The organism is Corynebacterium uropygiale (genome assembly GCF_021568315.1).
Lineage (GTDB): Bacteria > Actinomycetota > Actinomycetes > Mycobacteriales > Mycobacteriaceae > Corynebacterium > Corynebacterium uropygiale.
The window spans coordinates 90,513-105,381 of sequence record NZ_JAKGSI010000001.1 but is presented as its reverse complement, the minus strand read 5'-3'; the positions used below and the strand labels follow the sequence as shown (position 1 = coordinate 105,381).

General features: G+C 64.4%; 11 protein-coding genes. 5 read left to right on the top strand and 6 right to left on the bottom strand.

Features of this window, described 5'->3' with window-relative positions; genetic code table 11:
* Nucleotides 1-3: 3 nt before the first annotated feature.
* From L1O03_RS00475 to L1O03_RS00465, 3 genes are all read right to left on the bottom strand, one after another.
* Nucleotides 4-1,467 carry a purine-cytosine permease family protein gene (locus L1O03_RS00475; RefSeq protein WP_236117472.1) on the bottom strand — a complete coding sequence of 488 codons (1,464 nt, stop codon included), beginning with the start codon at nucleotides 1,465-1,467 and terminating at the stop codon, nucleotides 4-6.
* An 82-nt stretch (nucleotides 1,468-1,549) separates the two neighbouring features.
* The gene (gene hutU / locus L1O03_RS00470; RefSeq protein WP_236117471.1) at nucleotides 1,550-3,232 is read right to left on the bottom strand and encodes a urocanate hydratase; all 1,683 of its coding nucleotides are present in this window, start codon (nucleotides 3,230-3,232) and stop codon (nucleotides 1,550-1,552) included.
* 116 nt (nucleotides 3,233-3,348) lie between these two features.
* Nucleotides 3,349-4,185: an IclR family transcriptional regulator gene (locus L1O03_RS00465; protein WP_236117470.1), complete on the bottom strand. Its 837-nt coding sequence runs from the start codon at nucleotides 4,183-4,185 to the stop codon at nucleotides 3,349-3,351.
* 45 nt (nucleotides 4,186-4,230) lie between these two features.
* On the opposite strand from L1O03_RS00465, the gene hutG reads away from it, so the two are divergent.
* The gene (gene hutG, locus L1O03_RS00460; RefSeq protein ID WP_236117469.1) at nucleotides 4,231-5,166 is read left to right on the top strand and encodes a formimidoylglutamase; all 936 of its coding nucleotides are present in this window, start codon (nucleotides 4,231-4,233) and stop codon (nucleotides 5,164-5,166) included.
* A gap of 73 nt (nucleotides 5,167-5,239) precedes the next feature.
* Nucleotides 5,240-6,286: a histidinol-phosphate transaminase gene (gene hisC, locus L1O03_RS00455; protein ID WP_236117468.1), complete on the top strand. Its 1,047-nt coding sequence runs from the start codon at nucleotides 5,240-5,242 to the stop codon at nucleotides 6,284-6,286.
* Nucleotides 6,287-6,315: 29 nt separating this feature from the next.
* On the opposite strand, the gene L1O03_RS00450 is transcribed toward hisC, so the two are convergent.
* A complete protein-coding gene (locus L1O03_RS00450; protein WP_236117467.1) occupies nucleotides 6,316-6,573 on the bottom strand; it encodes a MoaD/ThiS family protein in 258 nt (85 codons plus the stop codon).
* A gap of 28 nt (nucleotides 6,574-6,601) precedes the next feature.
* Here L1O03_RS00450 and L1O03_RS00445 point away from each other — a divergent pair, with 28 nt between their 5' ends.
* From L1O03_RS00445 to L1O03_RS00430, 3 genes are read left to right on the top strand one after another with little or no spacing between them, the layout of a single operon-like run.
* Nucleotides 6,602-7,843, top strand: a complete 1,242-nt coding sequence (locus tag L1O03_RS00445) for a molybdopterin molybdotransferase MoeA (protein ID WP_236117466.1) — start codon at nucleotides 6,602-6,604, stop codon at nucleotides 7,841-7,843.
* An 11-nt stretch (nucleotides 7,844-7,854) separates the two neighbouring features.
* The gene (locus tag L1O03_RS11575; RefSeq protein WP_338026108.1) at nucleotides 7,855-8,802 is read left to right on the top strand and encodes a molybdenum cofactor biosynthesis protein MoaE; all 948 of its coding nucleotides are present in this window, start codon (nucleotides 7,855-7,857) and stop codon (nucleotides 8,800-8,802) included.
* Nucleotides 8,802-9,875: a ThiF family adenylyltransferase gene (locus L1O03_RS00430; RefSeq protein ID WP_236117465.1), complete on the top strand. Its 1,074-nt coding sequence runs from the start codon at nucleotides 8,802-8,804 to the stop codon at nucleotides 9,873-9,875. The genes L1O03_RS11575 and L1O03_RS00430 overlap by 1 nt, the downstream gene beginning before the upstream one ends.
* A gap of 46 nt (nucleotides 9,876-9,921) precedes the next feature.
* Here L1O03_RS00430 and L1O03_RS00425 read toward each other — a convergent pair whose 3' ends face one another.
* Together L1O03_RS00425 and L1O03_RS00420 are read right to left on the bottom strand one after the other, a co-directional pair.
* The gene (locus tag L1O03_RS00425; RefSeq protein WP_236117464.1) at nucleotides 9,922-11,109 is read right to left on the bottom strand and encodes an SMI1/KNR4 family protein; all 1,188 of its coding nucleotides are present in this window, start codon (nucleotides 11,107-11,109) and stop codon (nucleotides 9,922-9,924) included.
* 23 nt (nucleotides 11,110-11,132) lie between these two features.
* The gene (locus L1O03_RS00420) at nucleotides 11,133-14,852 is read right to left on the bottom strand and encodes an HNH endonuclease (RefSeq protein ID WP_338026116.1); all 3,720 of its coding nucleotides are present in this window, start codon (nucleotides 14,850-14,852) and stop codon (nucleotides 11,133-11,135) included.
* Nucleotides 14,853-14,869 lie beyond the last annotated feature (17 nt).

The window sequence follows — 14,869 nt, the reverse complement described above, 5'->3', positions numbered from 1 at the left end:
AAATTACTCCTTGATCGAAAGGGGTTCAGAGGGATCCTCCTCGGGGAGGATGGTGCGCTCAGGAATGGTGCGGGGATCGAGGGGCCGCAGAGCCATATAGAGGATCGCCGTGGCCACCAGCCCCACGATCCACGAAATATCCGTGCCGCCGAGCTTCTCGACGAGCGGCCCGGTGTAGAAGTGTGTCGAGACGAACGGCAGCTGAATGAGGACCCCACCCACGAAGGCAATGAGCGCCGCCCAGTTCCACCGCCCGTAGCGCCCATCCGGGTCGGCGAGCGCCGGCACATCGTATTTTTCGTGGGAGATCCAGTAGAAGTCCGCAAGGTTAATCGCTGACCAAGGCACGAAGGCCGTCAACAGGAACAGCAGGAAGGAGCTGAATGCGGGCAGGAATTCATCGCGGCCAATGAGCGCCATGAGCATGCTCACGGCCGTCATCGCAAGGATGGAGAGAATCCGCAGCACCTGGGGAACCTCCGCTTTGCCCCGGAAACCGCTGTACGTCGTCATCATCGACATGAATCCGCCATAGGTGTTGAGCACGTTAATGGAGAGCTTCCCAATGGCGATCGACAGATAAATGAGGCCCGCGACCAGGCCGCCCGTCCCCAGGCTCACGACGGTACCCACCTCGTGTCCTTCGAAGGACTCTCCCGCCCACGCGGCGATGAACACACCAAAGGTCATCGCAATGGTGGAGCTAATGACCGTGCCACCCAGCGCGCAGGAAAAGACACTGCGAGCGCTGGTCTCGGCCGGCAGGTAGCGGCTGTAGTCCGCCACATAGGGGCCGTAGGCGATCTGCCAGGAGGCGGACAGTGCGATGGCCAGCAGGAAGGAGGTCCAGGAGAATTCCCGGATGCTGAGCAGCTGGCCAACGTCAGCCACCATGGCGAAGCGGATGAGCAGGTAGACGAAGGCGATGATGCTCACCAGGCTCACCCAGCGGCTCAGGCGGTGGATGATCTTATACCCAATCACCGTAAACACCGCGCTCACCAGGCCGAAGGTGAGGATTCCGGTCCAGTCCGGGCCGTGGTAGAGCTGCGCGATCGCCTGGCCGGCGAGCACCGTACTCGATGCGGAGAAACCCAGGTACATGAGAACGATGAGCAGCAGAGGCAACGCCGCCCCGTACACGCCGAACTGTGCGCGCGACGAGATCATCTGCGGCAGACCCAGCCGCGGCCCCTGGGCCGCGTGCAGCGCCATGACGACGCCACCGGCCACCTGGCCAATGAACAGACCAATGATGGACCAGAAGACGTCGCCGCCCAATACGTAGGCGAGGGCGCCCGTGACGAGCGTCGTGATGTGGAGGTTGGCACCGAACCACAGGGTGAATTGGCTCCAGGCGGTGCCATAGCGCTCATGGCGAGGTACGAACCCAACGGATCGTTTTTCGATATGGATCGTTCGGCGCGATGATGACGCCGACGTCTCGGTTGTCTCAGTGGTGGGCATGGTCCCTCACCTTCTTCCTTTGGACAATGGGAGATCGCCTGTCGCGATTCTCATAGTCTAAAGATCTATCTCACATGTGTGCTCACTCGCGCGAGCGGAAGGGCATCGGGATGTGCACTCCTCGTTCCTGGGCCACCTCGTAGGCACGGTTGTAGCCGGCGTCGACGTGCCGGATGACGCCCATGCCCGGGTCGTTCGTGAGAACCCGCTCGAGTTTCTGCGCGGCGAGGTCCGTGCCATCGGCCACGATGACCTGCCCCGCGTGCTGCGAGCGCCCAATCCCCACGCCACCGCCGTGGTGGATGGACACCCAGGTGGCGCCGGAAGATGTGGAGGTCAGCGCGTTGAGCAGCGGCCAGTCGGCGATAGCGTCGGAGCCGTCGAGCATGCCCTCCGTCTCACGGTAGGGGGAGGCCACGGAGCCGGAGTCGAGGTGATCGCGGCCGATGACCACCGGCGCGGAGATCTTCCCCTCGCGGACGAGCTCGTTGAAGCGCAGGCCCGCCTTGTGGCGCTCGCCGTAGCTCAGCCAGCAGATGCGTGCGGGCAGCCCCTCGAACTCGACGTACTCCTCTGCGGCATCCAGCCAACGGTGGAGGTGTTCCTTCTCTGGGAAGAGCTCCTTCAAGGCCTGGTCGGTGACGCGAATGTCGTTGGGGTCCCCGGAGAGGGCCGCCCAGCGGAAGGGACCGTTACCCTCGCAGAAGAGCGGCCGGATGTAGGCGGGCACGAAGCCGGGGAACTCGAAGGCCCGGGAGTACCCGGCGTGGCGGGCCTCGTCGCGGATGGAGTTGCCGTAGTCGAAGACCTCGGCGCCCTCATCGTGGAACTCCACCATGGCCTGCACCTGCACGGCCATGGACTCGCGGGCCTTCTTCGTGAACGTCACGGGGTCATCGGCGGCCTCGCGGTGCCAGTCCTCAAAGTGCACGTCGCGCGGCAGGTAGGAGAGCGGATCGTGGGCGCTCGTCTGGTCGGTAACGATGTCCACCCGGATCTCCCCGGCGCGGTGGCGGCGCAGCATCTCGGGGAACACGTCCGAGGCGTTGGCCACGATCCCGATGGACAGCGCTTCCCCCTTCTTTTGCGCTTCGAGGGCGCGGCGCACGGCGTCGTCGAGGTCCTCGGCGATGACGTCGAGGTAGCGCTTGGACTGGCGTCGTTCCAATCGGGAGCGGTCGCAGTCCGCAATCAGGCAGATGCCGCCGTTGAGGGTGACTGCCAGCGGCTGGGCGCCTCCCATGCCGCCGCATCCCCCGGTGAGCGTAATGGTCCCGCGCAAGCTTCCCCCGAAGCGCTTCCGAGCAATGGCCCCGAAGGTTTCATACGTGCCCTGGAGAATCCCCTGCGTGGCGATGTAAATCCACGAGCCCGCCGTCATTTGTCCATACATGATGAGGCCTTCGGCCTCGAGCTTGCGGAACTCCGGCCACGTCGCCCAGTCCCCCACAAGGTTGGAATTCGCGATGATCACGCGCGGCGCCCACTCATGCGTGCGAAAGACACCGACCGGCTTCCCCGACTGGATGAGCAGGGTTTCATCGTCCTCGAGCTCTTTGAGGGTGGCGACGATCGCATCGAAGGCCTCCCAGCTGCGGGCCGCCCGGCCGGTGCCGCCGTACACCACGAGGTCCTCCGGCCGCTCGGCCACCTCCGGGTCCAAGTTGTTCATGAGCATGCGCAGGGGCGCTTCGGTCTGCCAGGATTTGGCGTTGAGCGTCGTTCCGCGGGGCGCCCGCACGACGCGAGCCTGTGATTCCTTCATGGCCGTTCCACTTCCTCGTGTGGTCTCCAGCAAGTGAGACCTTCACTGTAAGGGCGGTCACTTCACCTGGCGAGGGCCCCGCGCGGCGCGCTGTCTGAGATTCCAGACTCCGCAGTTCAGGGGCGGCGTTTCTGCCCCGCGGAGTCCGCGCGCCCGGAGCTCCCCGCGCGCGCGGCGCGCCCGGCGCCATAGACCCGCTCCCCCAGCCAGAGCGCCCGCTGGCGAACGTCCTCCCCCACCCGGGTCCTCTCCTCCTCGCCGAGGGTGCCGCAGCCGAAGGTGACAGCCAGCGCAGCCGTCGCGCGCCCGAGGTGATCGAAGATGGGCGCCGCGATACTCTCCTGCCCCGGGCTCACCAGCTCCTTTTCCTCCGCCCAGCCACGCTCACGCACCGCCTTCAGCTCCCGCAGGAGATCCGCGAACTCCCTCCCGCCGACCCCATGGACCCCGACGGCAGCCCGGACATAGGATTCCTCGGCATAGGCCACCATCGCCCGCCCGCTGGCGGTACGCACGCAGTCGAGGCGCACCCCGGCGTCGGTAAGGAGCCGCACCGCCCCCGGCGCGCGCTCTTCGAGGAGGTAGATCACCTCCGAGCCGGAGAGCCGGCTGATGTGCGCGCTCCCCCGGACGGCCCGCGCGAGCTGCTGCGCCGTGCGCACGCCGACGCGAACAAGCGGCTGCTGCCGGGAGTAGGAGGTGGCCATCTCGTAGGCGGCGCGCCCCAGGCCATAGGCGCATTCCTCCGCCACGTGGACCACGAAGCCGGCGTCCTCCATGACGCGCAGCAGGTGGTACACCGTCGAGCGCGGCAGCCCGGTCTCCTGGATAATCCGCGCGGCGGACATGGGGATGTCGGAGGAGGTGAGCAGCTGCAGGATCGCGAGGGTGTTCGCCGCGGCCGGGGCTTTCACCTTCGCGGGAGGGGTGGGGAGGCTGGAGCGTCGCGCCATACGCCCAGGGTAGCGGCGTATCCGCTGCTGACTTAGACTGACGCCATGCATCGGGCAGCGGAATCGTGGACGGGCCGGGCCGATGGGCCGCGCTGGCATCACATCGTGCGCACGGAGGATCAGCTGGGCCCAGGGGACCGCGGGTCGGGCGTCCCCGTCGGGATCGTCGGCTTCGCCAGCGACGAGGGGGTGCGGCGCAACCACGGCCGCCCCGGCGCCGCCGCGGGCCCGAGCGCCCTCCGCGAGGCCCTCGGCTCCCTCGCCATCCTCTCCGACGGCCCCGACGCGGCGGTGGATTATGGGGACATCGTCCCTGGTGAGGAGCTCGAGCACGGTCACGCGGAGCTCAGCGCCCTCGTCAGCGACTCCGCCCGGCGCCACCCTCTCACGGTGGTGCTCGGCGGCGGGCATGAAACCGCCTATGGGTCCCACTGCGGGCTGCGTGCCGCCCTCCCCGAGGGCTCGCGCGTGGGGGTGCTCAACATCGACGCGCACTACGACCTCCGCGAGGCGCCCGTCCCCACCTCCGGCACGCCCTTCCTGCAGATCTGCCGCGAATTCTCCTGCGGCGCGGACTACACCGTGCTCGGCATCTCCGCGCCGAATAACACGCAGGTCCTCCGCGACACCGCGGCCGACCTCGGCGCCATGGTCCTCGAGGAGGATGAGCTCAGCCTCCTCTCCCCCGCCCAGCTGGAGGCTTTTCTCCACAGCCGGTTCGGGGGCCTCGACGCCCTCCATCTCTCCGTTGACCTCGACGTTCTCCCGGCCGCCATCGCACCCGGGGTGAGCGCCCCCGCCGCGGTGGGAGTTGAGCTCAGCACTGTTCGGCGGATCGTGCGCTGCGCCGCGGCGAGCGGTGTGTTGCGCCTGATGGACGTCGTCGAACTCAACCCGCGCTATGACGTGGATGGGCGCACGGCGAAGGTGGGGGCGCGCCTCATCGCGGATGCGTGTGCGGCCTATCGGGCTCCCCGCTAGGCACCACCCCTCCGGCCCCCGCGGATTCGCCCCCGGACCTGCGATTTTCACCGGGGTGGGTAGGATGTGCACCATGATCAGAGCTGAAGTTGCCGCACTGCCCGCGTACGTTCCTGGGAAGGATCGGCCCCATGCCGTGAAGTTATCCTCCAACGAGGTGGCGACGTGCCCGGTCCCGCAGGTCAAGGACGCAGTCCAGGAAGCGCTGGAGAATCCGAACCGCTACCCGGACACCAATGCCACCGCGCTGAAGAAGGCCCTCGCCGAGTACCTGGGGCTCAGCCCCGAGCAGCTCGCGGTGGGGAGCGGCTCCTCCGCGCTGTGCCAGCAGCTCGTGCAGGTCTGCTGCCACGACGGGGATGAGGTCATTTTCCCCTGGCGCAGCTTCGAGGCCTACCCCATGTTCGCCACGGTGCACGGCGCCCAGGAGAAGACGGTGGCGCTCACCGACTCGCAGGGGCTTGACCTCCCCGGCATGATCGCCGCCATCACCGATCGCACGCGGCTCATCTTCGTCTGTAACCCCAATAACCCCTCAGGTTCGACGATCACCCGGCAGGACTTCCACGAGTTCATGGACGCCGTCCCGGATGACGTCCTCGTGGCCCTCGATGAGGCCTACTTTGAATACAACCGCGCCGAGGACACCCCCAACGCCGTCGAGGAGATCGCGCGCTATGACAACCTCGTCGGCATGAGGACGTTCTCCAAGGCCTGGGGCCTGGCGGGACTGCGCGTCGGCTATGCCTTCGGGAACCCGGAGATCATCGAGGCCGTGAACAAGGTGGCCCCGCCCTTCTCGGTGAGCACGGTGTCCCAGGCGGCGGCGATCTGCTGCCTCGAGCACGCCCCCGAGGTCATGGCCAGCACCGCCGACACCATCACGCAGCGCGATCGCGCTGCCGACGCCCTCGGCGCCCAGCATTCCCAGGCCAACTTCATCTGGCTGCCCTCCGAGGATCCCGCGAAGCCGGCCGCGCTCGCGGAGGCCCTCGCGGAGGAGGGGATCATCGTTCGCGCCTACCCCGACGGCCTGCGCGTGAGCATCACCACGAAGAAGGAGACCGACGCGCTCATCGCCGCGTGGGAGAAGGTGACAGCCCGCGGGCTCAGCATCTAGCTGGGCAGCCGGGCGCTCTGCTATCCCGGCTATCCCCCGGCGAAGGGCGGCAGGATGTCGAGCCGCCCCACCCCCTCGAGCGAGGCCTCCCGCGGCGAGCGGCGCCCGTCGAGAAGGAACGTGCAGCGTTCCAGCACCTCCGCGAGGCGCAGGCCCGGCCCGGCAGCGTCGGCAGCCTCGGCGGCGAGTTCTCGGAGGAGCTCATCGAGAGTGCCGGGGACCTCGGCTCGCTCTTCCCTCTCGAGCCCCCGGGCCGCGCGCGCCGCGGCGAAGTAATAAATCTCCATGCACCCAGCATGCCGTACCGTAGGGATCATGCGCACACCGGAAGCTCACCGTGAGGCCGTCCGCGCTCACCTCGCCCGACGGCAGCGGCCGGCGGACACCGAGGTCATCCCCGTGGAGCGCGCGGAAGGCCGAGTCCTTGCCCGCGATCTCGTGGCGCTCGCGGATTCGCCTCGCTTCGATAATTCCCAGATGGACGGCGTGGCCCTGCCCGAGGAAGCACTCGATCACGCGGGCACCTGGCCCTGTGGCCCCATGATCCCCGCCGGCACGGACCCCGATCCCCTCTACCCCGACGGCCTCCACGGGCGCCTGGCCCCCATCATGACGGGCGCCCGGATCCCCCGTGGGACGGCGGCGATCGTCCCCATCGAGCACTGCGATCCGCCCTCCTTCGACGCCCCCGAGCTCCGCGTGCCCGACACCCCGGCGGGTCAGTTCATCCGCCGCCGAGGCAGCGATTGCCACGCCCAGCAGGTGCTTCTCCCCGCCGGCCTGGTGCTGACGCCCATCGCCGTCGGCGTGGCCGCCTCCCAGGAGATCACGGAGGTCGAGGTTCGACGCCCACCCCGGCTGCTCCTCTGCACGGGCGGGGAGGAGGTCCGCCCTGCTGGTTCTCCCGTCCGTACTTATGAGCCTTCGGCGGCCACCATCCCGGACGCGAACGCCCCGCTCATGGCGGCCATGGCGCGGCGCGCGGGCATCGACGTGGTGGGACATGTTCGCACCGGCGATGACCCCGACGCCTGGGCCGCCGCCCTGTCGGCAGAACTCCGCCGGTGCGCGGCGGCGGGAACGCCGGCCGATGTCATTGTGACGTCGGGCGGGATCAGCCACGGCGCCTTCGAGGTGGTCCGCCAGGTCCTTGGCTCCCACCCAGACGCCTGGTTCGGCCACGTAGCCCAGCAGCCGGGCGGCCCACAAGGCATCTCGGAGTTCGAAGGCGTACCTGTGGTGGCGCTGCCGGGAAATCCGATCTCCACGCTGGTGAGCTTCCACCTCTTCGTTCTTCCCGCCCTCGCCCCCGAGCATTGCCCCTCCCCCCGGCTGCTCCCGCTTCGGGGACACGCCCACGGCATGGAGGGGAAGGATCAGTTCCGGCGCGGGCGCATCTGCCTCGATGCGCACGGCGCCGACTGCGCCGTCGAGATCCTCGGCGGCCCCGGCTCGCACTTGGTGGCTGCTGCGGCGGCTGCCACGTGCCTCGTCCGTATCCCCGCTGGACAGGAGTGCGCCGGCGGCGAACTCGTCCGCGTCTACCCCCTGCTGTAGAAGGAGTTTCTGTGTCCCCAGCTGAATCTCGCACCGGCCTGGTGATTGTGGCGTCGACGCGGGCCTCGCGCGGCGAGTACGAGGACCTCTCCGGTCCCCTCGCGGTGGATTTCCTCCGGGAGCTGGGCTTCGAGACGCCCGCGCCGGTTGTCGTCGCCGACGCCGACATCCCCGCCACCCTCGACCAGCTCTTCGCCCGCCCCGAGGACCTCCCCGATGTGCTGCTCACCTCGGGCGGGACGGGAGTCACCCCGGATGACCTCACCGTCGACGCCCTCCTCCCCCACCTCGAGCGCCTCCTTCCCGGCGTGGTCCAGGCGTTTTTCCTCCGAGGCCTGGACAACACCCCGCTGGCGGTCGTCTCGCGCGCGGTGGCAGGCACCCACGGCCGCACTTTCTGCATGACGCTTCCGGGCTCCCAGGGAGGCGTGCGCGATGGCTGTGAGGTCCTCCGCCCGCTCCTCCCGCACCTCACGGAGCTCCTGCACCGAGCCCCCGACTCCACCCCAGCACCGTCGGCCCCCTCCGAGCCGCCCGCGGAGCTCCTCGCCGCGCGGATATCGGAGACTCCCCTGGAGGAGTTCCTCCCCGAGGCGCGCGCTCTCACCGCCACCGACGCGGCGGGCGCCGTCGCGATCTTCGAGGGCATCGTCCGCAATCACGACGGCGGCCAGTCGGTGAACTCCCTGACCTACAGCGCCCACCCCTCCGCCGAGGACGAGCTCCGGCGCGTATGCCTCAGCGTGCTGTCTCACTTCCCGGGCGTGCGCGCGTGGGTGGCGCACCGTGTCGGCCCGCTGACCATCGGCGAGTGCGCCTTCCTGGTGGTTGTGGCTTCGGCTCATCGCCGGGAGGCTTTCGCGGCACTCGCGGAGCTCACGGACCGGGTGAAAGCCGACGTCCCCATCTGGAAGGAGCAGCACATGGGTGATGGCTCTACGCAGTGGGTGGGGCTCTGATGTCGACCGTCAACGAGCGCTACGCACGCCAGATGCAGCTGCCGGGCTTTGGTGCGGCAGGCCAGGAGGCCCTCGGCCGGAGCCACGTCGCGGTCGTTGGTGCTGGTGGGCTGGGCTCCCCGGCGCTGCTTTATCTCGCGGCAGCGGGGGTCGGGAGGATCACGATCATCGACGATGACGTTGTGGATCTGTCCAATCTCCACCGCCAGGTGCTGCACACCACCTCCCGGGTGGGGGTTCCAAAGGTCGACTCCGCGCGGGAGGCTATCGCGGAACTCAACCCCTGCGTGGAGGTGGAGGTGGTGCGCGGCCGGCTCACGTGGCCAAATGCCCCGCACATCCTTCGCGGAGCGGATGTGGTTCTGGATGGGGCCGATAACTTCGAGACGCGCCACGTGGTGAGCGCGTCCTGCGCCCGCCTCGGGATCCCTCACGTCTGGGGTGCGATCCTGGGCTGGGAAGCCCAGCTGTCTTTCTTCCACGCAGGTCACGCCCCTATCTACGAGGACCTCTTCCCTTCCCCGCCCCCACCCGGCTCGGTACCGAGTTGCGCCCAGGCCGGGGTGCTGGGCCCCGTCGTGGGGGTGGTCGGCTCCGCCATGGCGTTGGAGGCGATCACATACCTCTGCGGGTGCGGACGCACTCATGCGGGCCGCGTGGCTGTCTACGACGCCTGGCGATCCACCTGGTCCGAGATCCCTCTCCACCGCGATCCGGCAGTGACGAAGCGCATCATCGAGCAGGGCCCGCCCCTTCCCACGCCTGTCCCCACGACGACGGAGATCCCACCCGAGGCCACCCTGATTGACGTGCGTGAACCCGTGGAGTTCGCCGCCGGAAGTATCCCCGGCGCCCAGAACATACCCCTCAGCCGTATCCGCGTAGAGCCTGGGGAGGTCGCGTCCCATGTCCGGGCTTCTCAGACCGCCGTGCTCTTTTGTCAGCGAGGTAGCCGGTCCGAGGACGCAATCCGCTTATTACAGGAGTGCGATGAATGCTCGACGACCACCCCACGCCTTCTCAGCCTCCACGGGGGCTATGAAGGATGGATGCAGAGAGGCGGAAGCCGGTAGATCAGGCTGGCCGGACGGGGTTCCCTGGCATCTTCAATCTCGACGTTCACCACTCCGCGTGTTTGTCCCGCGGGTCCGGGAAACCGAGGATCGGACGAGCAACACGCACGCTCGCCCTCTCCGCCGGGTCGACCCACACCATCGCCAACTCTTCTTCTTCCGTCAGATCACGACCCTCATAGGGATCCTCCTGCAGCATGCCAAGAAACTCATTGAAATTTCTTGCCACCATGGTGACCGGGAAATCCCCCTCGTTATCCAGATACACCACAGCACCACGAGGCACCCCAGGCCGCCAGTAGTTGATAGCGAGACACTCATGCTCACCATCTTCACCCGTAGCAAAAGGCAGTACACCACGCCGCCCCGCAGCTTCCTTCCGAACCTCCCGAGACTCGTTAGCAAAATCACAAGGCCTCAAAATCTCAATTGCCATCCCGTTCTCAGGATGCCACGGGCCAGCAACCCAATTCCTCTTCCCCAACTTCCCATCATTCTTCAGAATCTGCACCAAGCCACGCGGCAACACATGCCCAAGCTTCAGCTCAAAAAGCAAAATCTTCTTCCAATCCGGCGGGGGATTGAGGGGAAATATCTGACTCTCCTCAACCCCTAGCGCCTCCATAGCACGACCTGCTTTAACCTCCTCTTCAAGCCAATCGAGATCGGCACCTTTCCACGGGTATCCATTTTCTCTATATAGATTTATCGCTCGCTGAACATCTTTATAGTGGACGTTTGCAAACCCTTCCTCGTCAAAGAATATCTTACCCGCGGCCACCAGTTTATCCCACACAGGGCTCCATAAGCCCCAAATTTCGTGGTTGTACATATAATTTGGATTATCCGAAAACGCATTGTTCATCGCGTCATCAAACAGCGCTCTATCTCTGCCATAGTAACCAAAGAAGTCCATAGTCTCCTTATACTTACAGATAGGCCTAAAGAGCCAGATCAGAAAGACTATAGCATCCGCATACCAATATTTCTGACTAGAATACACGTGGTAAGAAAATCGATGCGCATACATCACGCGATAAATGTATTCGACATCCGGTACGGAATATTTTCGAGCAGATATGCATTCCGCTACATTTTTTGGGACATCTTCACTCTCAATCAGCTTCAACGCCCGAACTACAGGTTCGCCCTTAGTAATAATTTCAGCTTTCCACACCGGAACGCCCTCAAAACGGTGCTTTCCAGAGTAGGATACTGCCCGCTTATCTTTCACTTATTCTTCCCTCCTTTTTATATTCAGGACCAAGATTTACACCAATTCAGGCGCGACATCTCCGGCGGATTATCCCGAACCCAATCTCCAAGAATCGAACCCGCCTGGTTAATAGGACAGTCGACCCGGTGCTTTTCTCTCAACGGTTTTGGCAGCGCCTTATATTTGCCTCCCCAAAAATAGAACCCACCGGTATGGCGGAACTCATTGTGCACCTTACGAGGCAGCAACATCATCACGCCCTCCTCCTCAGTGTGGTGCCATACCAAATCATTCACTTTTCTGAAGTTTTTATCAATGCCTGCAGCTGCATCCGCTGATTTATTGTCACCCCATCGGGTCATTTTTGGCTCAATCCTCACTATATTGCGGGAGAATCCACCTTCTTTATAGCGACTAGCGCTAAAATCAGGAAAACCTCGCTCCGTATACGGTACGACAACCTCAGAGATTTCACCATCCTTCAGCACGATATCTTTCTTGATCGTCATACCTGCGAGCTTTCCGTTGATCGGTGAATACCCGCGGCGAGTCCGCAGCACTGTATCGGGCACACACGTCCGCGCCGCCAGCCGTGCGTTAAATCCCGTGTTCCACTCCGGCCGCGCCTGCCGCTGAAGAACACCCGGGACCACATGCAGTTCCACACCACGTTGTTGTCCCGCGGGGGTGATGCCACAGATCGTGCCATGCTTCGCGAATTTCTGCACCACCCTCGCTTCCTTCAATTCCTTGAAACGCCGCATGATCCGTGATGCAGACGTCGTCAGCTTGGCCACAGCTCGTGCGATCTTGCCGGACTTCATCGCCAAGCTGGCAAGCTTTCCTACTGGGATCACACTCGCTGCAAGCATCGCGCAGGATCCCCATTCACCCTGCACACATCGACGGATGTCGTTGATTCCCACTATCTCAAGCAGAAGATCAAAGGCAGCTGGCCCGACTTCCTCTTTGATGAGGTCAAGAAGTGAGACCTGAGTGGGCTCCTCGCCTTCCTCAAGCCCTGCAAGTACAGCCTGCTGACGCTCCTCGATTTCCACGTTCTGCGCAAAGACATAAGCGCCCTGAGCAATAACCCCTGCTTGCTGAGCGTCGCTTTCCGCTTGAATCGCATACGACCGCGCTTCAGCCGCACTCTGGGCAGCAGCTCCAGCAGATTGCCTCGCAATGGCAGCCAAAGATTCCGACTTATCCGCGTGAACTGCCGCCTGACGGGCATCAGCCTCCGCAGCATCCGCCGCTTGACGTGCCCTCTGCTGCTCTTGAAGCGCTACATGATACGAATTCTCAGCACTCGTCACATGCCCTCTCGCCTTCTCAGCAGATTGCTGCGCAAGCCCAGCGAAACGGTGCGCTTCCGCGGCCAAGGCCGCAGCAGCCTCCGCAGAACCTTGAGCGTCCTCATGGGCCTTCCGTGCAAGCGTTGCATCCTCATGCGCTTGTGCAGCCTGAAGCCGCATTCGCTCCACAGCGGCGTCCATCGCCTGCTCGTGAGTTGCACGGACACCATCGTGATAATTCGCTTCGAATTGCCCGACGCGGTAGAAGCGTTCCAATCCTCGCCGGTCTCCTTGGATAGCTTCCTCTGCCATCATCTTCATGACCGGCCCGCCCTGTTGGAGCTGCTGATAAGCAAACTCCAACTGGTCACGGTGCATGGCATCTGCATACCCACCCTCGTCGAAGAGCCGATGGAGGGCTTCATAAGAACCATCGACGAGAGCTTCGTCCACCCTCTTACGAACCTCAGCCCCTCCGCTTTCCCGGGCGTCATAGGCACGCCTCCGAAGATCGCCAAGTTTCAGCTCGGGAACCCGCACAGTGAGGAATTGATCAACGGCGTCTCCGTCTTGGTACCACATCTGCTCCGCTTCAGCCCTCACGGTATCAAGCGGATCGTTTTCCATGAGGCCGGCCAACGTTGTCATGCTGCGTTGATACAACGCATCCTCGGCACCCTCGTCAAGGAACGCCTGAATATCCTCAGCCTTCCCGCCAGCAAGGACTACGGCTGCATGCTCGGCAACACTCGGTTCTCCATATTGTGCGGCGTTCACGATGGCCGGTAGCACCCGCTCATCATCGGCGCGCACACTCTCCGCGCTCATCCATTCAAGATCACGGAGCGCAGCTTTCTCATGCTCCTCGCGCTCACGCTGCGTTTGATCATGCACATCCTGAACGTGGCGAAGCGCCTTGGCTTTCCCTACTCGCACCTCACGCTCATCCGACACAAGATCCTCATACATCTGCCGGCTCAGTTGAACGGTTTCCTCGCCGAGGGAAACGAGCTCATCAAGGCGAGCAGCAGCATCCTCTGCCTGTGTAGCAAAACGGCCGGCTTGATCTGCAAACCATTGAGCATTCCCCGCCTGACGCTCAGCTTCCGCCGCAGCTTCAGCAGAACGACCAGCATGTTCTTCGGCTTCCTTCGCCGCTTTCTTCGTCCGCTCCACCAATTCAGCAATACGGGGAACTATGCTGTCAATCTCTCCACTCGCTGCTCGTGCACGGCCTGCAGCGGCACGAGCTTGTGCAGCACCCGCGCGAGCCTGGGCTGCCGCATCCTCTGCAATTCCTGCAGCCCCAGCAGCATCAGCCGCAGCACCAGCGGCTGCGTCTGCGTGTGCCGCTGCACTGCCCGCAGCCGAACCCGCACTCTGCGCGGCATGAAGAGCGCGATCTGCTAACTCGAAGTTGTACGCTGCTCCTCGGGCCGCATCCTGAGCATTCCGTGCAGCTTCCGCGGCTTGCCGGGCCTGTGCGGCAAGCGATGCGTCGTTGCCCGCAGCCATGGCATGATGCGAAGCAGCAGCCGCGGCCTGTTGTGCGCGTGTCGCTGCCTGTTGAGCACGAGCGAGGGCAGCAAGCGTCATCGCCAGAGCCGAACGAGCTTCCGCCGCCGCTGAAGCCGCGCTATCTGCGAGAAGTGCCACCCGGCTTGCAAGCCTTCCAGCCTGCTCCGCCGCGGCAGCTCCTCGTTTTTCTGCAGCATCTGCGCGAAGAGCTTCATCGCGTGCTCTCTCAGTCGCGATTCTGGCCGCTTCAAGGGCTGCACGCGCGCTCTCCGCATGCTGAACGGCCATGGACGCCCCCTCGGCGGCAAGCTGGGATTGTGTCTGTGCCTCCTCAACGAGCTCGCCCATTGTGGCTTCATCACTAGCCTGGAGAACAGCCACCGGATAACCGAACCTTAGGAACTCCTCAATCGCCTCGGGATCATTATCTCTCAACGCCGCCGAGGCAGCATCTTTCACCGTTTGAGGCGCTGATTGCATGAGCTTCCACACGGTCATGCGCTGGTCATGGGCACGTGCTTCGGTAAGACCAGTCGTCGCAAACTTCTCTATCGCTTCCCGCGACCCATCCCGGACAGCGTCTTCTGCCCGTTTCTTCTCCACGCTCCCCTCCGGAGCCTGCGTCGACAGCCACGCAGTCTTCAGATCATCCTTGGCTTGAAACTCCTGGTAACCGCCGTCCAGAAAAGCAATCATGTCCTCTGTAGATCCCTCAGACGTCAGCCTGCGGATCTCTTCGTTGGTTTGAGCACCAGACACCTGGCCAAGCACACTAAGAAGCTCACGCACATCCGCGTTCAGCGCGTCGTCTTTAGCCCCCGAAGATAAAAACTCCGCCACCGCCGCATCCCCACCCAGCAGAGCGTCCTTCGCAGCAGCCGCAGACACCGGCAGGCCAGAGGTCAGAAGATCAACAACCAGTTCCCGTCCCTCAGCCGTGGTCACTTCACGAAGAATTCGGT